Genomic DNA, 23,351 nt, shown 5'->3' with positions numbered 1-23,351 from the left:
TATGGAACGCATCGATCACCTGTTGCCCTGGGGTCACCTGGGCTGCGAGCGCCAACTGAGCGTATTCCGTTTCGGCAGCGGCGAGCGCAAGGCCTATATCCAGGCCAGCCTGCACGCCGATGAGTTGCCCGGCATGCGTGCGGCCTGGGAGCTGAAAAAACGCCTCACCGAATTGGAACGGCAAGGCGCCTTGAACGGCGTGATCGAGCTGGTGCCGGTGGCCAACCCGATGGGCTTGGGCCAACTGTTGCAAGGCAGCCACCAGGGCCGTTTCGAGGTGGGCAGCGGCAAGAATTTCAACCGCGATTTCGTTGAGTTGAGCGAGCCGGTGGCGGAGTTGCTCACAGGTAGGCTGGGGGATGATCCTCACGCCAATGTGCGCATGATTCGCCAGGCGATGACCGATGCGCTCAACGCCTTGCCTGAGCCGAGCAGCCAGTTGCAAGGCATGCAGCGCATCCTGCTCGGCCACGCCTGCACCGCCGACATCGTCCTCGACCTGCACTGCGACGCCGAAGCCGCGCTGCACATGTACGCGCTGCCCCAGCACTGGCCGCAGTGGCGTTCGTTGTCGGCGCACTTGAATGTGAAAGTCGGTTTGCTCGCGGAAGATTCCGGTGGCAGCTCGTTTGATGAAGCCTGCTCGTTGCCGTGGTTGCGCTTGTCTCGTGCCTTCCCCGAGGCGCAGATCCCGCTGGCCTGCCTGGCGACCACCCTGGAGTTGGGCGGTCAGGCGGACACGGGGCGTGACGAGGCGATCTTCCACGCCGAAGGCATCCTCGCGTTTCTCGCCGAACAAGGCCTGATCCAGGGCGAATGGCCGGCGCCGCAACACGAACCGTGCGAAGGCGTGCCCTTCGAAGGCACCGAATTGCTGTTCGCGCCCCACGCCGGGGTGATCAGTTACCTGCGTAAAGCCGGGGACTGGATCGAGAAGGGCGAGCCGATTTTTGAAGTGATTGATCCCCTGGAAGACCGCGTGAGCACGATCTGCGCGGGCACCTCGGGGGTGTTGTTTGCCGTTGAACGGCTACGTTATGCCCAAGCGGGTTTCTGGCTGGCCAAGGTGGCGGGGCGCGAAGCGCTGCGTCACGGGCGCTTGCTCAACGACTGACCACCTGTTTTTGTGAGAACCGACCGCATGTACAAACTTGAAGTCCAAGACCTGCATAAACGCTATGGCAGTCATGAAGTGCTCAAAGGCGTGTCCCTGGCCGCCGCGGCCGGTGATGTGATCAGCATCATCGGTTCCAGTGGTTCGGGCAAAAGTACCTTTTTGCGCTGCATCAACCTGCTGGAGCAACCCCACGCCGGCAAGATCCTGCTCAATAACGAAGAGCTGAAACTGGTGGCCAACAAGGACGGCGCCATGAAGGCCGCCGACCCCAAGCAACTGCAACGCATGCGTTCGCGCCTGTCGATGGTGTTCCAGCATTTCAACCTGTGGTCGCACATGACAGCGCTTGAAAATGTGATGGAAGCCCCGGTGCATGTGCTGGGCATGTCGAAAAAAGACGCCCGCGAAAAGGCCGAGCACTACCTGGCCAAGGTGGGCGTGGGCCATCGTAAGGATGCGTTCCCTGGCCATATGTCTGGCGGTGAGCAGCAGCGCGTGGCGATTGCCCGTGCCCTGGCGATGGAGCCGGAGGTGATGCTGTTCGACGAACCCACCTCGGCGCTGGACCCGGAACTGGTGGGCGAAGTGCTCAAGGTGATGCAGGACCTGGCCCAGGAAGGCCGCACCATGGTGGTGGTCACCCACGAAATGGGCTTTGCCCGTGAAGTGTCGAACCAATTGGTGTTCTTGCACAAAGGCATCGTGGAAGAGCGCGGCAACCCGCGGGAAGTACTGGTCAACCCGCAGTCCGAGCGGTTGCAGCAGTTCTTGTCCGGCAGCTTGAAATAATCAAGGCCGCTGCTCCCCCCTGTAGGAGCGAGCTTGCTCGCGAAGATCGTCAACGGTAACGCGGGAAGCCTGATACCCCGTGGGGTTCTCAGGTTTTTCGCGAGCAAGCTCGCTCCTACAGGAAAGCAGGTCTTCATCGTTTTTAAGCTTTGTGTTGGTTTACGGGCTAGCATTGGCCTTTGTCTTTATTACTGTTACAGGCTTCGGATAGCACTCCATGACCGCCCACAAAATTGGTTTCCTGATTTGGCCCAGCACAAAAGCACTCACGCTTGCGCTGGCTGAGGAGGCTTTGCGCGTTGCTCAACGGGTGCATCCGGAGGTGGTCTACGAACTCTCGTTTCTGCTGGCCGAGCCGCCAACCCAGGGTGCCTGGCAATTGCCAGGCGAGCCGTGGGCCGGCAAGCTCGAAGGCTTCCAGAAGCTGTTCCTGCTGGCGGACGAACCGCCGACCGTGATCGCGTCGCAACTGAGCACCGCGCTCAAGCAGCTCGTTCGCGCCGGTTGCGTGATCGGTGGCTTGTCGGCCGGCGTTTACCCGTTGGCGCAACTGGGCCTGCTCGATGGCTACCGTGCCGCCGTGCACTGGCGCTGGCAGGACGATTTCGCCGAGCGCTTCCCCAAGGTCATCGCCACCAGCCATCTGTTCGACTGGGACCGTGATCGCCTGACCGCCTGCGGTGGCATGTCGGTGCTTGACCTGCTGCTGGCGGTACTGGCCCGCGACCACGGCGCCGAGCTGGCCGGTGCGGTCTCCGAAGAACTGGTGGTGGAGCGCATTCGCGAAGGTGGCGAGCGCCAGCGTATCCCGTTGCAAAACCGCCTGGGTTCCAGCCATCCGAAGCTGACCCAGGCGGTGTTGCTGATGGAAGCCAATATCGAAGAGCCGTTGACCACTGATGAAATTGCCCAGCATGTGTGCGTGTCGCGACGACAACTGGAGCGGATCTTCAAGCAATACCTCAACCGCGTCCCCAGCCAGTACTACCTGGAACTGCGCCTGAACAAGGCCCGCCAGATGTTGATGCAAACCAGCAAGTCGATCATCCAGATCGGCCTGTCCTGCGGCTTCTCCTCGGGGCCGCATTTCTCCAGCGCCTACCGCAACTTCTTCGGCGCCACCCCTCGCGAAGACCGCAACCAACGGCGCAGCAGCAGCCCTTTCGAGTTGTCGTCGGTACCGTCTGAGCGCGGCTGATCAGGTGCGCCTCATTCCTCCATGCTATCCGGCGAAGCGGGCCTGACCAGCGGGTTGCCCTGCGTGTCCAGGCGGGCCTGTGCAACTGCCAAGTCGTTGCCGGTTTGCAGGTAATACTGCCTGAGGTAGCTGAGGCTTTGCGCCGACCAGGGGTTGCCGCTCAAATCGGATGTATGGTCGAGTGGCGAGGCCAGTTCCAGAAAGTCGGCGGGCAGCACTTCGATCAGGTTGTCGCTCAAGTCCAGGGTGCGCAGCTCGGGCAAGGCGGACAGTCCTCGTGGTAGTTCGCTGATCTCGGTGTCTTGCAAGTACAGCGACTCCAGTTGGGTCAGGTGACTGACATCGGGGGGGATGCCCAGGATGTTCTCGCTCAAGTCCAGATACACCAGGTTCGTGACCCCTGACAGCGCATCGACGCTGATGGGGGTTAATCCGATAGCGCACTCGGTCAGGCTCAGGGTATTCAACCCGGTCAGTGTAAACACCGTGGGTGGAATCGTGCCCAGGCTGAGCTTGCAGAGGGTCAGGCTTTTGAGTTTGGGAAAGCACTTGAGGAGGCCATCGACCCGGGTCGTCGTGCCCTCTCCATCGAGCTCGAAGGACGATATGTGGTCAAAGCGTGCGCTCAGTTCTGGCAGCTCGCCCAGGATCGGGGCGTCGAACCCCAGCCTGTGGGTGACCTCAAGGCTGCCGTTGTTGTCATCCAGTTCGGTTTCGCGGCGCCAGGCGTCTTCAAGTAATGTCTTGAAGGCCATGCGATTGAGTTGATCCTGTGCTCGTGTTTGCTCATCCAGGGGCACATCCAGAATCGGGTGTCGCTGGGGAGTGTCCAGCGCCCATTGCTGGAGATCGGCGCGCAGTTTTTCATATTCGGCCTCAAGACGTTCAAGCGCCGGCGCGGCTTCGTCCAGGCCGCCTGGCAGCTCAAAGAAAAAGCGATTGGCTTCACCTTCGGCAAAGGTGGGGTACAGCGCTTTGATCCTGTCGCGCATTGGCGTGGGCGCGTCGGCCTGGAAATGTTCGCCGGTGCGCTGGCAATAGCGTTTGATCTGCATCAGCGTCGACCTGGACAGCGGGTTGCGCGAGAGGTCGAATGCCGCCGTTACGTTTGCGGGTAAGGTGAACGCTACCTCGGGAACCTGGGTGATCAGGTTGTCGCTCAAGTCGATGCGCTTGCGTTCGACGGAGGTCAGCAGGCCTGAGGGGATTTGCGGCAGGTCCGTCTTTTGAAGGTTGAGGCGGGTAAGCCTGGGAGGCAGGGCAAAGTCCGGGAACCGAGCCAGTGGGTTATGACTGAGGTCCAGCTCCTCCAGGTTGGCCAGTGTGGCGAGTGATGCGGCGCTCTCGGCTGACAGCGTGAGGCGGCAGTGGGGCAGGCGCAATGACGAGAGTTGGGGGAGATCGAACACCGCATCGGGGATATCACTGAGCCCGTAGTGCTCGATAGCCAGATGGTTGAGCGAAGGAAACCCTTTGAAAAACAGTGGCGACTGCAACGGAAACGGCGCCCCCGACCCTTGCAGGCGCAACGACGATACATGGTTGAACGTGCTGTTGAGAGGGGGGAATTCTCCCTCGAAGGGTTGCGAGTTTTCCAGGGCGTAAGTGGGGATGACCTGCAGGCTCTGCTCATCCAATTCGCCCTCCCGACGCCAGCAGGCTTGGAGTGTCTGTTTGAACGCTTGTCGCCGGGTTTGCTCCTCGGGCAGCGTGGTTTGCCTGACCCATGTGTCGAGCCCGTCGGACAGGCCCGCGTATTCAGTTTCCAATCGTGCCAATTCGATCTGGCCCATTTCCAGATTCCCGGGCAGGCCAAAGATAAAGCGGTTGACTTCATCCACGCTGAAGTCAGGGAACAGCGATTTGACTTGGCGGATATCCACGTCTGAAGCGTCGATCCCCCAATAGATACCCGTGCGTTGGTAGTAGGTCTTGGCCTGCTCCAGGGTCGCTCGTGACAGCGGGTTGTCGGAGAGGTCGAACGTTTTGGTGGTATCGGCCGGCAGCTCAAAGAGCGCGGGCGGCACTTGAGTGATTTGGTTGCTGGAGAGCACCGCCAGTTCCAGCGCCGGTCGGCTGAGCAAGCCGGCAGGCATCGCGGATATGCCCGTGCTGGACAAGTCCAGAAACTGCAGGTCAACCATGTTCTCGACACTGGGAACCCGCTCCAGCGGATTATTGAACAAGTCCAGGGTCCGAAGCGCGTTCATGGCGGTCAGCCTGGCCAGGCTCGCGGGCGTCAGGGTGATGTTGCATTCGCTGAGAATCAAGGTATTGAGGGTGGGCGAGGTGTTGATGGCCAACGGTAGGTCGCCCAACTGAGCGTTGCTGATGCTGAGGTAACGCAGCCTGGGGAAACTGCGCAAAAACCTATCGACGTTCAGGGCCGTTTGATCGCCCTTGAGTTCCAGGTAGGAGATGTGTTCGAAGTTTGCCCGCAAGGCCGGCAGTTCCCCGGAAAGGGGGTAGGGAAGTTTGAGCATCTGGCCGTTACGGGCAGGAGGGGCGAAGTATGCGTCAACCTCGGTTTCCCGGCGCCAGCCACGTAGCAGCGCCTGTCGGAAAAGGCGGCGATTTTGCCGCGCATCGTTGTGTGCCTGGTGGCTGATATTCACCTCAGCGTCTGCGGAGTACCTGGGGGTGTCGGCTACCCAGGCGGCCAGGTCGAGATCGAGCTGCAGGTATTCCAGGCGTAGCGCGGTCAAGATCGGCATGGCCCCGCCCGGACGTCTGTTGAGGTCCTCGATCAGATCGGCGATTTGTTCGTCGGTGTGGGCGGGAAACAGTTCCCGTGCCATGCCCCGCAGGTCGGGTTGTGCGGCCGGCCCCGCAGGCGCTGGTGGGTAGGCATCCATGCCCAGCAAGCGCAGGTGGGTGCGGCTATCGGTGGGCGGGTGGGCCGGCTGGGCGCCGAGCAGCCTGCGCAAGGGTTGGCGTTCCAAGGCATGCTTGCGCAATGCCTGCTTGAGTGCCGGGCCCTGGCCGATGTGCAGGCCCAGGGCGTCGCGCCTGGCATCCGGGAGGGCCTGGAGGAGTGCGGTGTACAGGTCGGTTTCGCCAGACAGTGGGCCGCGGCTGTCTTGGGGGGTGTATCGCCCTTCGGGGGAACGTACCAGGGTGCGCTTGATCCGTGCCTTCGGTGGGCCGATGGCATCCATGAGGATGCCGGTTTGGTCGTGTATCTCGAGGCGTATTTTTTTTGACCAGCCAGGCAGTCGCTCCAGGGAGTGCAAGGCCAGTCGATGGGTGCCCAGGTCGTCCGTCGAATCCAGATACAGGCCCTCATAGGCATGGTTGACCTGTGCCTCGTCGCGCAGCGCTTGAGCCAGCTGGGTCAAGCGCGCCGGGACGGTACCTTGGTCGACGTCTTTGAGTTCTGTGCTGCTGGCGCTCTCCAGCAGGGCGTCGGCTGCGCTGAGTGGCAGGCCTGGGGTGTTGTCGATCAATGTTTGCTGGCGCGGGTTGCCCGGTTTATCGAGCAGCAGGTAGCGGGTCTCGAACAACTCGCGGCGATGCGATTGGGCCAGTGCGCCCAGTTTTTTCCTGAGTTTGAGCGCCCGATTGGACATGGAGGTGACCGGATCACCGAACGCTTCCCCCAACAAGGTTTTGCGTTGCGGTTCGTCCAGCGCTTCCAGCAAGGTTTTCAGCAGGTCGCCGTTTTTCAATTGGGCTTCATGTACTTGCACCACGCTGGCGTTTTTTTCACCGGGCAGTTCCCAGAGCGTTTTGCCCTGGGTATCGAGGAAGCGCAACGTCTTGGCTTTTGGCCAAAGGCTCAGGTTGGCAAGCAGGTGCAGTTGGGTTTGCGCATCGGCCCGTTTGTAAATCGCTGGGTCATCGCTGTTCATTTGGTCGATGAAGTCCTGCAGCGCCCGGTCGATCTGGAGGCGTTCAAGGGTATCGGTCAGCAGCGGGGGCGGTCGGTGCTGGTTGACGTACATCTTGCGCAAGGCGCCGTCGTCGATGGCGCTGATATGGCGAGCCATGGCCAGTTGTTCATCGTTGAGCCCGGCCGTTTTCGGCCCCTGGCGTTTCATGAGCGTGGCGCTGTCCCAGCTCAAGGGGGTATCCAGCTCGCTCAGCCAGGCGCCTTTGCCATTGGTCAGCAGGGGCGGGCGGTAGGCGTTGGTTCGGGTGGGATGTTTCAGGTAGGGCTGTTGGGTCTTCGGATCCGTCAGTACCACGAAGGGTTTGTCCGACAGCAGCAGGATATCTTTACCGTTATGGGGATGCAGCCCTTCTGGGCCGGGGTAAGCGTGGCTGGGCAGTTGGATATCGTGGGCGTAGGGCGCGAGGTCCGGTTTCCAGAGCCGTGCCTTGCCATTGGGCAGCATGACGGGCTTGAGGCGGTTGAAAAACTTCACCGCTTCGGAGGGCAGCAGTGCGCGTAGGGCGCTGGCGGCCATGGGCGCGCCGGCGATGAACAAGCCCAGCTCCACGCCTTGCTCCACGAACGATAACAAGTGCCCGAATGCCTCGGTCACGTCGCCCACCGCCCAGTCGATGATCCATTCAAAGGCGTCGTCGAGCATTTGATAGGCGCTGTAGCCGAGCATCAGCAGGCCCACGGGAGGGACAAATGGGGCGACGATGAACGCTGCGATTTGCAGGATCGCCGACGCGACTTTTTGCACGATGGCCCAGCGCTCCCAGCGTACTTTCTGATCGACGCTTGCCGTGGACACGGCCATGGCGCGGGCATCGTTGAACACCTTGCTGAGCGTTGCCTGGAACAGGTGGCTGAACAGGTCCCCGCTGATGCCGCTGGCGCGGAACGCCAGGTGTGGATGGTCGATGGGGGTCTCACGCCAGGACGGCAGCGGGTCGCCGTGGGTGTGCGGGTGCCAGGTGACCTTGGAGAGCCGGCGGTTGAGGTCGGCGAAGAAGGGGCCGCGCTCTTCGTGATTGACGAAGCGGCTGAAGAACTGTTGGTACTCGGCGTTGCGCAGGTGGTTGCCCAATGCGCTCATGAAGTCGGCGAGTGTGGGGTACTGTTTGAGCGGCGCGTAGGGGTCGTCCGGGATATAGGCAATCACACCTACCGGGTGACGACTGCCAATGTTTTCGGCAAACAGCACGATGCCGGTCAGCGTGGTCGACATGATGCTCAGGCTGTAGCACAGCAGCGGGTAGCAGGTGCTGTGGCTGTCGTCGGTGTTGAGCAGGCGTTGCAAGCGTATGAAGGACTGATCGTCAGGCAGATCGCCTTTCATCCGGGCCATCTGCAACGCGACGCTCAAGTCCGCCACCTGGCTTTGCTTGAGCTTCAATCGCAGGCGGGTTGCGGCCACCGGGTTTTTGAAATCAAAGAATTGTTCAAGGTAGCGCTGGTACTGGGCGCCGATGTCCAGTTCCCGGCACAGGGCAGTGAACTGATCGACCGCGATGTGCGCGTCGAGAGAAGGCAGGCTGTCGAATTGACCGGTACGGGTGGGCTGGGTGATGAAACCGGATGACGCTTCGAATACTTCGCCCGCTTCAAAGTTGTGCAGGGCGGCGTCTACCAGTGAAACGGTCCAGGTTCTTGCCGCCCCCGAGCGAACGGGGAACCAGGGGATGGTTTGGGGAATGTACAGGCGCAAGTAGGTGGCGCTGACATCTGGCTCAACGCCAAAGCGTTGCTTGAGGCGCGCTTGGAGCAATGGGGCGGCGAAGTCTTGCGGCGACTTCAGGTTGCCCATGGCCTGATCGACCGCGGTCTTCGCCTTCCAGGCAGCGCTCACCAGGGTTTTGAGGGTGTCATGGGCTTCAGGGGTGGCGGTTTTGTACCACGCGGGGAGGTCCGGCTGGACGTTGCTCAGCGCGGTGCGTCTGGCTGGGGAGAGGTTGGGCAGCCAGTCGGGAACGGCCTGCGTGAGGATGTCCATGTGCGGGTCGCGATGAACCGCCAGGTCCGGGAGTTGAAGGGATGAGGTCGGTTGGGTCATGGGGGGGAGACGCCTTGGTGTGATGAACAGGCGTGAGAGCAGACCAATTTCGGTGGGCCCATCGGGGGTAGATAGATAACCGGCCGCCCGTTACGTTGCAGCTATCCGGCTTGACCATCTGCCGTTGTGACGCGCCAGCGTTTAAACTGCGCCATTGCGATGCTATTTGTCGCATTGGCGTAAACCCGCGAAAATCGCGGGTTGGCGCTATAAGAAGTTGTCGCTTGGCGACAAGGCCGCACTGAAAACTGTCCTTACAATCCCTGCATCGCCCGCCAGTTCCAGGCAGGCGTTCCTCTTCAGGAGACTCCGATGTCCGTTGAGCAAGCCCCGGTGCAACGTGCCGATTTCGACCAGGTGATGGTGCCCAACTATGCACCTGCTGCCTTCATCCCCGTGCGTGGCAAAGGTTCCCGCGTGTGGGACCAGGCGGGTCGCGAGCTGATCGACTTTGCCGGCGGCATCGCGGTCAACGTATTGGGCCACGCCCACCCGGCGCTGGTCGGTGCCTTGACCGAACAGGCCAACAAGCTGTGGCACGTCTCCAACGTGTTCACCAATGAGCCGGCCCTGCGCCTGGCGCACAAGCTGATCGACGCCACCTTTGCCGAGCGCGTGTTCTTCTGCAACTCCGGCGCCGAAGCCAACGAGGCCGCGTTCAAGCTGGCCCGTCGTGTCGCGTTCGACCGTTTCGGCAGCGAGAAGTACGAGATCATCGCCGCGCTGAACAGCTTCCACGGCCGTACCCTGTTCACCGTGAACGTCGGTGGCCAGTCGAAGTATTCCGACGGCTTCGGGCCGAAGATCACCGGCATCACCCATGTGCCGTTCAATGACCTGGCCGCGCTGAAAGCCGCCGTGTCGGACAAGACCTGCGCCGTGGTGCTGGAGCCGGTGCAAGGCGAGGGCGGCGTGCTGCCGGCCGAGCTGGCCTACCTGCAAGGCGCCCGCGAACTGTGCGACGCCCACGACGCGCTGCTGGTCTTCGACGAAGTGCAGACCGGCATGGGCCGCAGCGGCCACCTGTTCGCCTACCAGCATTACGGTGTGGTGCCGGACATTCTCACCAGTGCCAAGAGCCTGGGCGGCGGTTTCCCGATTGCCGCGATGCTCACCACGCAAGCTTTGGCCAAGCACCTGGTGGTCGGCACCCACGGCACCACCTACGGCGGCAACCCGCTGGCGTGTGCGGTGGCGGGGGCGGTGATCGATGTGATCAACACGCCTGAAGTGCTGGCTGGCGTCAACGCCAAGCACGACCTGTTCAAGGCGCGCCTGGAACAGATCGGCAAGCAGTACGGCATCTTCACCGAAGTGCGCGGCCTCGGCCTGCTGCTGGGTTGCGTGTTGAGCGACGCCTGGAAAGGCAAGGCCAAGGACGTGTTCAACGCGGCCGAGAAAGAAAACCTGATGATCCTGCAAGCCGGCCCCGACGTGGTGCGTTTCGCGCCGAGCCTGGTGGTGGACGAGGCGGACATCAACGAAGGCCTGGATCGCTTCGAACGTGCGGTAAAAACCCTGACCCAAGCCTGATAGCGACACATTTTGCTGGCTGAACCGGGTCAAAAATGTGGGAGGGGGCTTGCCCCCGATAGCGGTGTATCAGTCACTGATGCAACAACTGGAAGACGGCTATCGGGGGCAAGCCCCCTCCCACATTGAAATTTGCCCCACAAGAGGATAGGTGGTGTTCCTGACCTGTCCGGTATTTTTTTTCCTATGAGTTTTCGAGTTAAGGAGTGACACCATGCTGGTGATGCGCCCCGCGCAAATGGCTGATCTGGGCGAGGTACAGCGTCTGGCTGCGGACAGCCCGATTGGTGTCACTTCCTTGCCGGATGATGTCGAACGCCTGAGTGACAAGATCGCGGCCAGCGAAGCGTCTTTCGCGGCCGAGGTCAGTTTCAACGGTGAAGAGAGCTATTTCTTTGTGTTGGAAGACACCGAGACCGGCAAGCTGGCGGGCTGCTCGGCCATCGTCGCTTCGGCCGGCTACTCGGAGCCGTTCTACAGCTTTCGCAACGAAACCTTCGTGCACGCCTCCCGTGAGCTGAAGATTCACAACAAGATCCACGTGCTTTCCCAGTGTCACGACCTCACCGGCAACAGCCTGCTCACCAGCTTCTACGTGGTGCCCGAGCTGGTCGGTTCGCCGTGGTCGGAACTCAATTCCCGTGGCCGCCTGTTGTTCGTTGCCAGCCACCCCGAGCGCTTTGCCGACTCGGTGGTGACCGAGATTGTCGGCTACAGCGATGAGAACGGAGACTCGCCGTTCTGGGATGCGATCGGGCGCAATTTCTTCGACCTCAACTATGCCGCCGCCGAGCGCCTGTGCGGGCTGAAAAGCCGCACCTTCCTCGCCGAGCTGATGCCGCATTACCCGATCTATGTACCGCTGCTGCCGGACGAAGCCCAGGAAGCCATGGGCCAGGTGCACCCGCGGGCGCAGATCACCTTCGACATCCTGATGCGCGAAGGCTTCGAGACCGACCATTACATCGACATCTTCGACGGTGGCCCGACGTTGCACGCACGGGTCTCGGGGATTCGCTCGATCGCCCAGAGCCGTGTGGTGCCGGTGAAAATCGGTGAAATGGTCAAGGGCGTCGGCCGCCAGTACCTGGTGAGCAACGGCCAGTTGCAGGACTACCGCGCGGTGATGCTGGAACTGGACTACGCCCCCGGCAAACCGGTGACCCTGGACTTGGCCGCGGCCGAAGCCCTGGGTGTCGGCGACGGCGCGAGTGTGCGCCTGGTAGCGGTATAAATAGAGTTTCGCGGGTGGCTGCAAAGCGGCCCGTTTGAGGAGATAGCATGATCGTTCGTCCCGTACGCAGCAGCGATTTACCGGCCCTGATTGATCTGGCGCGCAGCACCGGCACCGGCCTGACCACCTTGCCGGCCAACGAAGAGCGCCTGACCCACCGGGTCGGCTGGGCGGAAAAAACCTTTCGCGGCGAAGCCGGGCGCGGCGATGCCGACTACCTGTTCGTGCTGGAAAACGACGAAGGCCGCGTAGTGGGGATTTCCGCCATCGCTGGCGCCGTCGGCCTGCGTGAGCCCTGGTACAACTTCCGTGTAGGCCTGACCGTCAGCGCCTCCCAGGAACTGAATATCTACCGTGAGATCCCGACGCTGTTCCTGGCCAACGACCTCACCGGCAATTCCGAACTGTGCTCGTTGTTCCTGCATGCCGATTACCGCACTGGCCTCAATGGCCGCATGCTGGCCAAGGCGCGCCTGCTGTTTATCGCTGAATTCCCGCAGCTGTTTGGCAACAAGATCATTGCCGAGATGCGCGGGGTGTCCAACGACGCCGGGCGTTCGCCGTTCTGGGAAAGCCTGGGCCGGCATTTCTTCAAGATGGAATTCAGCCAGGCCGACTACCTCACTGGCGTGGGCAACAAGGCTTTTATCGCCGAGCTGATGCCCAAGTTCCCGCTGTACAGCTGCTTCCTTTCCGAAGACGCGCGCAACGTGATCGGCAAGGTCCACCCGGACACCGAGCCGGCCCTGAGCATGCTCAAGAGCGAAGGCTTCAGCTACCAGGGCTATGTCGACATCTTCGACGCCGGCCCGGCCGTGGAGTGTGAAACCAGCAAGATTCGTGCGGTGCGCGACAGCCAGTCCCTGGTGTTGGCCATTGGCACGCCAGGTGACGACGCCACGCCGTTCCTGATCCATAACCGCAAGCGCGAAGACTGCCGCATCACCGCCGCACCGGCGCGCCTGGCGGCGGGCACCCTGGTGGTGGATCCGTTGACCGCCAAGCGCCTGCAACTGGTAGTGGGTGATCAAGTGCGTGCCGTACCGTTGTCTGCTGCTCGGGAGTCGAAATAATGAATTCGCTGTATATCGCAGGTAGCTGGCTGGCAGGCCAGGGTGAGCTGTTCGAATCGCGCAACCCGGTGACCCAGCAAGTGCTGTGGGCCGGCAATGGCGCCAGCGTCGAACAGGTTGAGTCCGCCGTGCAGGCGGCGCGCCAGGCGTTTCCGGGCTGGGCCCGGCGCCCGCTGGAGGAGCGCATCAGCGTGCTGGAAGCCTTCGCCAATACCCTGAAAAGCCGCGCCGATGAAATCGCCCGCTGCATCGGCGAAGAAACCGGCAAGCCGCTGTGGGAGTCGGCCACCGAAGTCACCAGCATGGCCAACAAGATCGCCATCTCGGTACAAAGCTACCGCGAGCGTACCGGCGAGAAGAGCGGCCCGCTGGGCGACGCCACCGCCGTATTGCGCCACAAGCCCCACGGCGTGGTCGCGGTGTTCGGCCCTTACAACTTCCCGGGTCACTTGCCCAACGGGCATATCGTCCCAGCCCTGCTGGCGGGTAACACCGTATTGTTCAAACCGAGCGAGCTGACCCCCAAAGTCGCCGAGCTGACCGTGCAATGCTGGATCGACGCCGGTTTGCCGGCGGGCGTACTCAACCTGCTGCAAGGCGCGCGGGAAACTGGCATTGCGTTGGCGGCCAACCCAGGCATCGATGGGTTGTTCTTCACCGGCTCCAGCCGCACCGGCAACCATCTGCACCAGCAGTTCTCCGGGCGTCCGGACAAGATCCTGGCCCTGGAAATGGGCGGCAATAACCCGCTGGTGGTGGATGAAGTGGCCGATTTGGACGCAGCGGTCTACACCATTATCCAGTCGGCGTTTATCTCCGCCGGCCAGCGCTGCACCTGTGCCCGTCGCCTGCTGGTGCCCGAAGGCGCCTGGGGCGATGCGTTGCTGGCGCGCCTGGTGGCGGTCAGTGCATCGATCAGCGTCGGTGCCTTCGACCAGCAACCCGCGCCGTTCATGGGCTCGGTGATTTCCCTGGCGGCGGCCAAAGCCTTGATGCAAGCCCAGGAACTGATGTTGGCCAATGGTGCCGTGGCCCTGCTGGAAATGACCCAGCCCCAGGAGCAGGCCGCGTTGTTGACGCCGGGCATCATCGACGTCACCGGGGTGACCGAGCGCGAAGATGAAGAGCTGTTCGGCCCACTGTTGCAGGTGATCCGCTACGCTGATTTCGCCGCGGCGATTGCCGAAGCCAACAACACCCAGTACGGCCTGGCCGCTGGCTTGTTGTCCGATTCCGAAGCGCGTTACCAGCAATTCTGGCTGGAAAGCCGTGCCGGGATCGTCAACTGGAACAAACAGCTGACCGGCGCCGCCAGTACCGCGCCATTTGGTGGGGTAGGGGCGTCGGGCAACCATCGCGCCAGTGCCTATTATGCGGCGGATTATTGCGCGTACCCGGTGGCGTCGCTGGAGACCCCGAGCCTGGTGGTGCCTGCCACGCTAACCCCCGGCATCACACTGATCTGACTGTGGGAGGGAGCTTGCCCCCGATGGCGGTGTGTCTGTCATCTGATTTATCAACTGACAGTCAGCTATCGGAGGCAAGCCTCCTCCCACACTGGATTTGTGGTGTGTTGAAGACTTTTGAAGCCTATAAAAACAGATGTTCGTGGAGCCTCGCCGATGAAATCCTATGAAGTCAATTTTGACGGTCTAGTGGGGCCGACCCATAACTACGGCGGTTTGTCCTACGGCAACGTCGCGTCCCAGAGCAACAGCCAGCAGTCTTCCAACCCCAAGGAAGCCGCGTTGCAGGGCTTGCAGAAGATGAAAGCGCTGATGGACATGGGCTTCGTGCAAGGGGTGCTCGCGCCTCAGGAACGTCCGGACGTGGCCGCCTTGCGCAACCTCGGCTTCAGCGGCAGCGACGCCCAAGTGATCGAGCAGGCGGCCAAGCACGCCATGCCGCTGCTGGTGGCCAGTTGTTCGGCATCGAGCATGTGGGTGGCCAATGCCGCCACCGTCAGCCCGAGCGCCGACACCGCGGATGGCCGCGTGCATTTCACCGCCGCCAACCTCAATTGCAAATACCACCGCAGCATCGAACACCCCACGACCAGCCGCGTGCTGGGGGCGATGTTTGCTGACCAGAAACACTTTGCCCACCACGCGGCCCTGCCGGCGGTGGCGCAGTTCGGTGACGAAGGCGCAGCCAACCACACGCGTTTTTGCCGCGACTATGGCCAGGCCGGTGTGGAGTTTTTCGTGTACGGCCGCAGCGCGTTCGACAGCCGTTACCCCGCCCCGCAGAAATACCCGGCGCGTCAAACCCTGGAAGCGTCGCAAGCCGTTGCGCGGCTGCACGGTTTGAAAGATGAAGGCGTGGTCTACGCCCAGCAGAACCCGGCCGTGATCGATGCCGGCGTGTTCCACAACGATGTGATCGCGGTGGGCAACGGCGAAGTGCTGTTCTACCACGAGGATGCGTTCCTCAATACCGAACAGATGCTTGCCGAGTTGCAGGGCAAGTTGGGCCGGTTGGGCGGCAATTTCCAGTCCATCTGCGTGCCGCGCGCCCAGGTCAGTGTCGAGGACGCCGTGCGTTCCTACCTGTTCAACAGCCAACTGCTGAGCCGCGCCGATGGCTCGATGTTGCTGATCGTGCCCGAAGAATGCCGCGCCAACGAGCGCGTATGGCACTACTTGCAAGGCCTGACGGCGTCCGGTGGGTTGATTCGCGAAGTCAAGGTCTTCGACCTCAAGCAAAGCATGCAGAATGGCGGTGGGCCGGCGTGCCTGCGTTTGCGCGTGGCGTTGAACGAAACCGAGCTGGCAGCGGTGAACCCAGGGGTTATCATGACCGCGCCGTTGTACGACACACTGACCCAATGGGTCGACAAGCACTACCGCGACAGCCTGCGCGAAACCGACCTGGCTGACCCGCAATTGCTGCTTGAGTGCCGGACGGCACTGGATGAACTGACGCAAATCCTTAAACTGGGCTCGGTTTATCCTTTCCAGATCAATTAACGCCGTACGGCTGAGAGTTATTTATGAGCACCGACACCCTGCAACTGATCCTTGAAGACACCGACGGCACCCAGCTGGAAACCTCCTGCACCCGCGTCGCCGTGGTCTGGCAGGGTAAGGAAATCTGGATCCAGCACGACGGCCGTGGCCAGCTGCTGATCGGTGTGGATGTGGAAGAAGGCGACTCCGAATACGCCAACCTGCTGATGCGCCCACTGGCTACCAACCTGATGAGCCTGCAACTGGAAATGGAACCGGCCGACGTTGAAGGTGATGATGACGATCACGTCCACGGCCCAGGCTGCAACCACTAAGGAAGCTGCGTATGCTCGCCCTCGGCAAACTGCTTGAACTGACCCTCGCCGGTCGCGAACCGGCGCAAAAAATTCAACTGACTGTCGACGGCGTGCAGATGCGCTGGCTCAGCGAGGGCGCACTCGAAGTACGCCCGCCGCAAGCCCGCGACAACGGCGGCGACCTGCTGCTGTCGTCCGGTATCCATGGCAACGAAACCGCGCCGATCGAATTGCTCGACCGCCTGTTGCATGGCATTGCCCGTGGGCAGATCAAGCCCCGCACCCGTATTTTGTTCCTGTTCGGCAACCCCGAGGCCATGCGCCGCGGTGAACGTTACCTCGAACTGGACGTCAACCGGCTGTTCAACGGCCGTCATGAACAAAACATCGGCCCCGAGGCCATGCGTGCCGCCGAGCTGGAGCAACTGGCCCGCAGCTTTTTCAGCGTGCCTGGCCGTTCGCGCCTGCATTACGACCTGCACACTGCGATTCGCGGCTCGAAGATCGAGCAGTTCGCCCTTTACCCATGGAAGGACGGGCGCCAGCACTCGCGGCGCGAACTGGCCCGCTTGAGCGCTGCCGGCATGCAGGCGGTGCTGCTGCAGAACAAGACCTCGATCACCTTCACTGCCTTTACCTACGAACAACTCGGTGCCGAAGCCTTCACCCTGGAGCTGGGCAAGGCGCGGCCGTTCGGGCAGAACCAGGGCGTCAATGTTTCCCGCCTGGAGCTGCGCCTCAAGCAGATCATCGAAGGCAGCGAGCCTGAGACTGACAGCCTGGACGGCTTGAAACTGTTCGCCGTGTCGCGGGAAGTCATCAAGCACAGCGATGCGTTCCTGCTGCACCTGCCGGCGGACGTGGAAAACTTTTCGGAACTGGAAAAGGGTTATCTGCTGGCCGAAGACGTCGCCAAGACCCGCTGGGTGATCGAGGAGGAGGGTGCACGCATCATCTTCCCCAACCCGAAGGTGAAGAATGGCTTGCGGGCAGGGATATTGATTGTGCCGACCACGGACGTGGGCCTGGCATAGGTCTCAAGGCGTATCCGGATCCAAATGTGGGAGGGGGCAAGCCCCCTCCCACATTTGTTGCTTAGACCGCTAGTGCCCGCGGCTCACTGCGACGGATCGCACGCACCTTGTGCAGGGTGTCGGCGCAAGTGCGCGCAGCTTCCTGGCCTTTGTGTACGAAGTGCTCGTAGAAGAACGTGTGGTGCTCACTGCCGGCATGGAAGTGATGCGGGGTCAGGGACACCGAGAACACTGGCACTTCGGTTTCCAGCTGTACCTGCATCAGGCCACTGACCACCGACTGGGCGACGAATTCGTGACGGTAGATGCCGCCATCCACCACCAGCGCGGCGGCGACGATACCGGCGTAACGGCCGGTCTTGGCCAGCAGTTTGGCGTGCAGGGGCATTTCAAAGGCGCCGCCGACTTCGAAGAAGTCGATGTCCGATTCCTGGTAGCCCAGGGCGATCATTTCGGCGAGGAAGCCTTTACGGGACTGGTCGACAATATCCTTGTGCCAGCAGGCCTGGATAAACGCGACGCGCTCGCCGTGGTGGTTTTTGCTTTTGCTGTCGATTGCGGTGGGTTGCATGTTCTGACTCCTGTTTAAGAAAAAAACAGGGCGTTATGAATCGAATGGGATTTAAGGGTACGAACCGCTGAGTCATGCAGGCATGCGGTCAGCGTGCGGCCCTTAGGTGCCAATCCCGTTCTCTCTTCATCCGGACTATGACCGTCGGCCCCGGGATCACACCGGGTCTGCTGACCTTGTCGCCGTCCTGCGTGAGCAGTTCGAGGCGCCAAGCGCTCGCGGGCTATGCACATTGCGCGCAATTACCGCCGGTGGGGAATTGCACCCCGCCCTGAGAACGTTGCCACCAGAACCCTGGCGGCGGAGAGTTTTTAACATGGTTTTTCAAAAACTGCACGATCGCTGTATCGATAACCTATATCGGTTTGTTTGGTTGGTATTCGATTGAATGCGAGTGGGGCTTGATATTCCGTGGCTTTGCCCGCAGTAATCACTCACAAAGGGACTTATCCAATCCGCCAGAGGCCTGTTTCATGACCGTGATTGACCTGCGCAGCGACACCGTGACCCAACCCACCCCCGGCATGCTCGACGCGATGGCCAGCGCCGTCAGTGGCGATGATGTCTACGGTGAAGACCCCAGCGTCAACCGCCTGGAGGCCGAACTGGCCAAGCGCCTGGGGTTCCCTGCGGCGTTGTTCGTCCCGACCGGCACCATGAGCAACCTGCTGGCGTTGATGGCGCACTGTGAACGCGGCGAGGAATACATCGTCGGCCAACAGGCCCACACCTATAAATATGAAGGCGGCGGTGCGGCGGTGCTGGGTTCGATCCAGCCGCAACCGCTGGAAGTCCAGGCGGACGGCTCCCTGGACCTGGACCAGGTGCTGGCCGCGATCAAGCCCGACGATTTCCACTTCGCCCGCACCCGCCTGCTGGCCCTGGAAAACACGATGCAGGGCAAGGTGCTGCCACTGGAATACCTGGCGAAAGCCCGGGCCTTTACCCGTGAACATGGCCTGGCCCTGCACCTGGACGGCGCGCGCCTCTACAACGCAGCGGTCAAGCTGGAGGTGGATGCGCGGGAGATCACGCGGCACTTCGATTCGGTGTCGGTGTGCCTGTCCAAGGGCCTCGGCGCGCCGATTGGCTCGGTGTTGTGTGGTTCCACGGCGCTGATCGCCAAGGCGCGGCGCCTGCGCAAGATGGTCGGCGGTGGCATGCGCCAGGCCGGCTCCCTGGCGGCGGCGGGGCTGTATGCGCTGGACCACCAGGTGCAGCGCCTGGCCGACGATCACGCCAATGCGCAATGGCTGGGGGAGGAGTTGCGCAAGGCCGGTTATACCGTGGAGCCGGTGCAGACCAATATGGTCTACGTACAGATCGGTGAGCAGGCCGAAGCCTTGAAAGCCTTTGCCGCTGAACGCGGGGTCAAATTGAGCGCCGCGCCGCGTCTGCGCATGGTCACGCATCTGGATGTCAGCCGGGCGCAAATCGAGCAGGTCGTGCAAACATTCGTCGAGTTTTCGCGCAAATGAGCGTGCAGACCGTCTAATTGACTGTTTCTATCACATAAACACGCTGTACCACCGGCAAAGGGCCGATATAATGCGGCCCTTTGCCGTCGCTCCGTCTGATGATGTTGCGCACTGGCCTTTGGCCGCAGACTCCGTGGAAGAACCTAATGAAAAGCGCAGAAATCCGTGAAGCCTTCCTTCGCTTCTTCGAAGAGCAAGGTCACACCCGTGTCGCCTCCAGCTCCTTGATCCCAGGCAACGACCCCACCCTGCTGTTCACCAACGCGGGGATGAACCAGTTCAAGGACTGCTTCCTGGGCCAGGAAAAACGCGCCTACACCCGTGCCGTCAGCAGCCAGAAGTGCGTGCGCGCCGGTGGTAAGCACAACGACCTGGAAAACGTCGGCTACACCGCCCGTCACCACACTTTTTTCGAAATGCTCGGCAACTTCAGCTTTGGCGATTATTTCAAGCAGGATGCGATCAACTTCGCCTGGACCTTCCTGACCGGCGTACTGAAACTGCCGAAGGAAAAGCTCTGGGTCACCGTCTACGCCAGCGATGACGAGGCTTACGACATCTGGACCAAGCAAGTCGGGGTGCCGCCTGAGCGCATGGTGCGTATCGGCGACAACAAAGGCGCGCCGTACGCCTCCGACAACTTCTGGACCATGGGCGATACCGGCCCGTGCGGTCCTTGCACCGAGATTTTCTACGATCACGGCGCCGATATCTGGGGTGGCCCACCGGGTTCGCCGGAAGAAGACGGTGACCGTTACATCGAAATCTGGAACAACGTGTTCATGCAGTTCAACCGCACCGCCAATGGTGTGTTGCATCCGTTGCCAGCGCCGTCGGTAGATACCGGCATGGGCCTGGAGCGGATCAGTGCGGTGATGCAGCACGTTCATTCCAACTACGAAATCGACCTGTTCCAGAGCCTGCTGGCCGCGGCTGCGAAGGCCATTGGTTGCGCCAATGAAGACCAGGCGTCGTTGAAAGTGGTGGCTGACCACATCCGTTCCTGCGGCTTCCTGATTGCCGACGGCGTGCTGCCGTCCAACGAAGGCCGTGGCTACGTGCTGCGCCGTATCATTCGTCGCGCTTGCCGTCACGGCAACAAGTTGGGCGCCAGCGGTAGCTTCTTCTACCAGATCGTCGCGGCCCTGGTTGCCGAGATGGGCGATGCATTCCCGGAACTCAAGCAGAACCAGGCGCACATCGAGCGCGTGCTCAAGGCTGAAGAAGAGCAGTTCGCCAAGACCCTGGAGCAGGGCCTGAAAATCCTCGAGCAAGACCTCGCCGGCCTGCAAGGCAGCGTGGTGCCGGGCGACGTGGTGTTCAAGCTCTATGACACCTACGGCTTCCCGATGGACCTGACCGGCGACATCGCCCGTGAGCGTAACCTGACCCTGGACGAGGCAGGCTTCGAGCGTGAGATGGAGGCCCAGCGTGTGCGCGCGCGTTCCGCCAGCTCGTTCGGCATGGACTACAACAGCCTGGTCAAGGTTGACGTGGCCACCGAATTTACCGGCTACAAGGCCACCAGCGGTGCGGCCAAGGTCGTTGCGCTGTACAAGGACGGCCAGTCGGTCGACGTCTTGAACGAAGGTGACGACGGCGTGGTGGTCCTGGACCGGACGCCGTTCTACGCCGAGTCCGGTGGCCAGATTGGCGACTGCGGTTTCCTCAAGGCGTCCTCCGGTCGTTTTGATGTGCGCGATACCACCAAGACCGGCGGCGCCTTCCTGCACCACGGTGTATTGGCGTCGGGCAGCCTGATCGTCGGTTCGCCAGTGGACGCCCAGGTAGACGCCGATGTGCGTCACGCCACGTCGCTGAACCACTCGGCCACTCACTTGCTGCATGCTGCACTGCGCCAGGTATTGGGCGAGCACGTCCAGCAGAAGGGCTCGTTGGTCGACAGCCAGCGCCTGCGCTTCGACTTCAGCCACTTCGAAGCGATCAAGCCGGAGCAAATCAAGGCCCTGGAAGACATCGTCAACGCCGAAGTGCGCAAGAACACCCCGGTGGAAACCGAAGAGACCGATATCGAGACCGCCAAGGCCAAGGGGGCCATGGCGCTGTTCGGCGAGAAGTATGGCGACAACGTGCGTGTACTGAGCATGGGCGGCAGCTTCTCGGTGGAACTGTGTGGCGGTATCCACGCCAACCGTACGGGCGACATCGGCCTGCTGAAAATCATCAGCGAAGGCGGTGTGGCATCGGGCGTACGTCGTATCGAAGCGGTGACCGGTGCTGCGGCCCTGGCCTATCTCAATGCGGCTGAAGAACAACTCAAGGAAGCGGCTACGCTCGTCAAGGGCAGCCGCGACAATCTGATCGACAAGCTGTCGGCCGTGCTCGAGCGCAACCGCGTGCTGGAGAAACAGCTGGAGCAGTTGCAAGCCAAGGCTGCCAGCGCGGCAGGTGACGATTTGTCTGCTTCCGCCCTGGACGTCAAGGGTGTGAAAGTCCTGGCAGCGCGCCTGGACGGTCAGGATGGCAAGGCGTTGTTGGCCTTGGTCGATCAGTTGAAGAACAAGCTCGGCCGCGCAGTGATCCTGCTCGGCAGTGTCCATGAGGATAAGGTCGTTCTGGTTGCCGGTGTAACCAAGGACCTGACCGGTCAACTCAAGGCCGGTGATTTGATGAAGCAAGCCGCTGCGGCAGTGGGCGGGAAGGGCGGTGGTCGTCCGGACATGGCGCAAGGCGGTGGTGTAGACGCTGGTGCCCTGGACGCGGCCCTGGCCCTGACCGTGCCGTTTGTCGAGGCAGGTATTTAAGGCGCTGGTAACGGGCCCATGGTCTAGTCATGGGCTCGCTCGGTTGCTGGAAGATTGGTTTATTGGGCGCCCCTTTACGGGCTGAGGCGGCTTAGAAATGGCTTTGATCGTACAGAAATTTGGAGGTACCTCGGTCGGTTCTGTCGAAAGAATCGAGCAGGTTGCCGACAAGGTTAAGAAATTCCGCGATGCCGGCGATGACCTGGTGGTGGTGCTGTCCGCCATGAGCGGCGAGACCAATCGCCTGATCGATCTGGCCAAGGCAATCAGTGGCGATCAACAACCACTGCCGCGTGAGCTGGATGTGATCGTGTCCACCGGCGAGCAGGTCACCATTGCGTTGCTGGCCATGGCGCTGAACAAGCGTGGCGTGCCGGCGGTGTCCTACACTGGTAGCCAGGTGCGCATCCTCACCGACAGCGCGCACACCAAGGCGCGTATCCTGCAGATCGACGATCAGAAGATCCGTGCTGATCTGAAGGAAGGGCGTGTCGTGGTTGTCGCCGGTTTCCAGGGCGTTGACGAGCAGGGCAACATCACCACCCTCGGGCGTGGCGGTTCCGATACCACCGGCGTAGCGCTGGCCGCAGCCCTGAAGGCTGACGAATGCCAGATCTACACCGATGTGGATGGCGTCTACACCACCGATCCGCGCGTGGTGTCCGTGGCCCAGCGCCTGGACAAGATCACCTTCGAAGAGATGCTGGAAATGGCCAGCCTCGGTTCCAAGGTGTTGCAGATCCGCGCGGTGGAATTCGCCGGCAAGTACAACGTTCCGCTGCGCGTATTGCACAGCTTCAAAGAGGGTCCGGGCACCCTTATTACTATTGATGAAGAGGAATCCATGGAACAGCCGATCATTTCCGGCATCGCCTTCAATCGCGATGAAGCCAAGCTGACGATCCGTGGCGTGCCAGACACCCCGGGCGTGGCTTTCAAGATCCTCGGGCCTATCAGCGGCGCGAACATTGAAGTCGATATGATCGTGCAGAACGTTTCGCACGATAACACCACCGATTTCACCTTCACCGTACACCGCAACGAGTACGATGCGGCCGAACGTATCCTGCAGAACACCGCGAGCGAGATCGGCGCGCGTGAAGTGGTCGGCGATACCAAGATCGCCAAGGTGTCGATCGTAGGTGTGGGCATGCGTTCCCATGCCGGCGTTGCCAGCCGTATGTTCGAGGCCCTGGCCAAGGAAAGCATCAACATCCAGATGATCTCCACCTCGGAAATCAAAGTCTCGGTGGTGATTGAAGAGAAGTACCTGGAACTGGCTGTACGCGCACTGCATACCGCTTTTGAGCTGGACGCTCCGGCCCGACAGGGCGAGTGATGCAATGCCAGGAAGGCGCGGTTTA

General features: G+C 61.5%; 15 protein-coding genes, 1 pseudogene and 1 riboswitch. Of the genes and pseudogenes, 14 read left to right on the top strand and 2 right to left on the bottom strand.

The window, feature by feature from the left end:
• Position 1: 1 nt before the first annotated feature.
• From P2T68_RS28710 to P2T68_RS28695, 4 genes and pseudogenes are all read left to right on the top strand, one after another.
• A complete protein-coding gene (locus tag P2T68_RS28710; RefSeq protein WP_102624095.1) occupies positions 2-1,114 on the top strand; it encodes a succinylglutamate desuccinylase/aspartoacylase family protein in 1,113 nt (370 codons plus the stop codon).
• 27 nt (positions 1,115-1,141) lie between these two features.
• Complete coding sequence (locus tag P2T68_RS28705) at positions 1,142-1,906, top strand: ATP-binding cassette domain-containing protein (protein WP_003214336.1); 765 nt, start codon at positions 1,142-1,144, stop codon at positions 1,904-1,906.
• A 9-nt stretch (positions 1,907-1,915) separates the two neighbouring features.
• Positions 1,916-2,026 (top strand): annotated as a pseudogene (locus tag P2T68_RS28700) (outer membrane lipoprotein carrier protein LolA); the annotation flags it as partial.
• Positions 2,027-2,123: 97 nt separating this feature from the next.
• The gene (locus P2T68_RS28695) at positions 2,124-3,104 is read left to right on the top strand and encodes a GlxA family transcriptional regulator (RefSeq protein WP_024077010.1); all 981 of its coding nucleotides are present in this window, start codon (positions 2,124-2,126) and stop codon (positions 3,102-3,104) included.
• Positions 3,105-3,115: 11 nt separating this feature from the next.
• Here the strand turns inward: P2T68_RS28695 and P2T68_RS28690 are convergent, their stop codons facing one another.
• Entirely contained in the window at positions 3,116-9,034 is a 5,919-nt protein-coding gene (locus P2T68_RS28690; protein WP_277378630.1) for a DUF6543 domain-containing protein, read from the bottom strand.
• A gap of 312 nt (positions 9,035-9,346) precedes the next feature.
• Here P2T68_RS28690 and P2T68_RS28685 point away from each other — a divergent pair, with 312 nt between their 5' ends.
• The 7 genes from P2T68_RS28685 (at position 9,347) to astE (ending at position 17,173) form a co-directional block, all read left to right on the top strand.
• Positions 9,347-10,567 carry an aspartate aminotransferase family protein gene (locus P2T68_RS28685; protein ID WP_150055114.1) on the top strand — a complete coding sequence of 407 codons (1,221 nt, stop codon included), beginning with the start codon at positions 9,347-9,349 and terminating at the stop codon, positions 10,565-10,567.
• A gap of 214 nt (positions 10,568-10,781) precedes the next feature.
• Entirely contained in the window at positions 10,782-11,801 is a 1,020-nt protein-coding gene (gene aruF / locus P2T68_RS28680) for an arginine/ornithine succinyltransferase subunit alpha (protein WP_024077007.1), read from the top strand.
• Between the two features lie 47 nt (positions 11,802-11,848).
• Positions 11,849-12,874, top strand: coding sequence for an arginine N-succinyltransferase (gene astA / locus P2T68_RS28675; protein ID WP_024077006.1), 1,026 nt, complete (start codon positions 11,849-11,851; stop codon positions 12,872-12,874).
• The gene (gene astD, locus P2T68_RS28670; protein ID WP_277379777.1) at positions 12,871-14,340 is read left to right on the top strand and encodes a succinylglutamate-semialdehyde dehydrogenase; all 1,470 of its coding nucleotides are present in this window, start codon (positions 12,871-12,873) and stop codon (positions 14,338-14,340) included. Before astA ends, astD begins: the two co-directional genes overlap by 4 nt.
• A gap of 156 nt (positions 14,341-14,496) precedes the next feature.
• A complete protein-coding gene (astB, locus tag P2T68_RS28665) occupies positions 14,497-15,843 on the top strand; it encodes an N-succinylarginine dihydrolase (RefSeq protein WP_024077004.1) in 1,347 nt (448 codons plus the stop codon).
• Between the two features lie 23 nt (positions 15,844-15,866).
• Entirely contained in the window at positions 15,867-16,157 is a 291-nt protein-coding gene (locus P2T68_RS28660) for a hypothetical protein (RefSeq protein WP_024077003.1), read from the top strand.
• A gap of 11 nt (positions 16,158-16,168) precedes the next feature.
• Positions 16,169-17,173 carry a succinylglutamate desuccinylase gene (astE, locus tag P2T68_RS28655; protein ID WP_102624091.1) on the top strand — a complete coding sequence of 335 codons (1,005 nt, stop codon included), beginning with the start codon at positions 16,169-16,171 and terminating at the stop codon, positions 17,171-17,173.
• 61 nt (positions 17,174-17,234) lie between these two features.
• Here astE and P2T68_RS28650 read toward each other — a convergent pair whose 3' ends face one another.
• Positions 17,235-17,744 (bottom strand): 6,7-dimethyl-8-ribityllumazine synthase, encoded by a 510-nt coding sequence (locus P2T68_RS28650; RefSeq protein WP_024077001.1) that lies wholly within the window; start codon positions 17,742-17,744, stop codon positions 17,235-17,237.
• A 113-nt stretch (positions 17,745-17,857) separates the two neighbouring features.
• A riboswitch (FMN riboswitch) is annotated at positions 17,858-18,027 on the bottom strand.
• 190 nt (positions 18,028-18,217) lie between these two features.
• Here P2T68_RS28650 and ltaE point away from each other — a divergent pair.
• The 3 genes from ltaE (at position 18,218) to P2T68_RS28635 (ending at position 23,326) form a co-directional block, all read left to right on the top strand.
• Positions 18,218-19,222, top strand: a complete 1,005-nt coding sequence (ltaE, locus tag P2T68_RS28645) for a low-specificity L-threonine aldolase (protein ID WP_277378629.1) — start codon at positions 18,218-18,220, stop codon at positions 19,220-19,222.
• A gap of 146 nt (positions 19,223-19,368) precedes the next feature.
• Positions 19,369-21,987 (top strand): alanine--tRNA ligase, encoded by a 2,619-nt coding sequence (alaS, locus tag P2T68_RS28640; protein WP_277378628.1) that lies wholly within the window; start codon positions 19,369-19,371, stop codon positions 21,985-21,987.
• Positions 21,988-22,084: 97 nt separating this feature from the next.
• Positions 22,085-23,326 carry an aspartate kinase gene (locus P2T68_RS28635; protein ID WP_024076998.1) on the top strand — a complete coding sequence of 414 codons (1,242 nt, stop codon included), beginning with the start codon at positions 22,085-22,087 and terminating at the stop codon, positions 23,324-23,326.
• Positions 23,327-23,351: the final 25 nt, after the last annotated feature.

Source organism: Pseudomonas sp. G11 (assembly GCF_029457515.1).
Lineage (GTDB): Bacteria > Pseudomonadota > Gammaproteobacteria > Pseudomonadales > Pseudomonadaceae > Aquipseudomonas > Aquipseudomonas gorinensis.
Note: the sequence above shows the minus strand (reverse complement) of the source record. Positions and strands in the feature narration are given on the sequence as shown.

Bases quoted from the DNA above. Each gene is read 5' to 3' on its own strand.
- P2T68_RS28710 (WP_102624095.1), top strand. From the start codon at position 2: ATGGAACGCATCGATCACCTGTTGCCCTGGGGTCACCTGGGCTGCGAG.
- P2T68_RS28705 (WP_003214336.1), top strand. From the start codon at position 1,142: ATGTACAAACTTGAAGTCCAAGACCTGCATAAACGCTATGGCAGTCAT.
- P2T68_RS28695 (WP_024077010.1), top strand. From the start codon at position 2,124: ATGACCGCCCACAAAATTGGTTTCCTGATTTGGCCCAGCACAAAAGCA.
- P2T68_RS28690 (WP_277378630.1), bottom strand. From the start codon at position 9,034: ATGACCCAACCGACCTCATCCCTTCAACTCCCGGACCTGGCGGTTCAT.
- P2T68_RS28685 (WP_150055114.1), top strand. From the start codon at position 9,347: ATGTCCGTTGAGCAAGCCCCGGTGCAACGTGCCGATTTCGACCAGGTG.
- aruF (WP_024077007.1), top strand. From the start codon at position 10,782: ATGCTGGTGATGCGCCCCGCGCAAATGGCTGATCTGGGCGAGGTACAG.
- astA (WP_024077006.1), top strand. From the start codon at position 11,849: ATGATCGTTCGTCCCGTACGCAGCAGCGATTTACCGGCCCTGATTGAT.
- astB (WP_024077004.1), top strand. From the start codon at position 14,497: ATGAAATCCTATGAAGTCAATTTTGACGGTCTAGTGGGGCCGACCCAT.
- P2T68_RS28660 (WP_024077003.1), top strand. From the start codon at position 15,867: ATGAGCACCGACACCCTGCAACTGATCCTTGAAGACACCGACGGCACC.
- astE (WP_102624091.1), top strand. From the start codon at position 16,169: ATGCTCGCCCTCGGCAAACTGCTTGAACTGACCCTCGCCGGTCGCGAA.
- P2T68_RS28650 (WP_024077001.1), bottom strand. From the start codon at position 17,744: ATGCAACCCACCGCAATCGACAGCAAAAGCAAAAACCACCACGGCGAG.
- ltaE (WP_277378629.1), top strand. From the start codon at position 18,218: ATGACCGTGATTGACCTGCGCAGCGACACCGTGACCCAACCCACCCCC.
- alaS (WP_277378628.1), top strand. From the start codon at position 19,369: ATGAAAAGCGCAGAAATCCGTGAAGCCTTCCTTCGCTTCTTCGAAGAG.
- P2T68_RS28635 (WP_024076998.1), top strand. From the start codon at position 22,085: ATGGCTTTGATCGTACAGAAATTTGGAGGTACCTCGGTCGGTTCTGTC.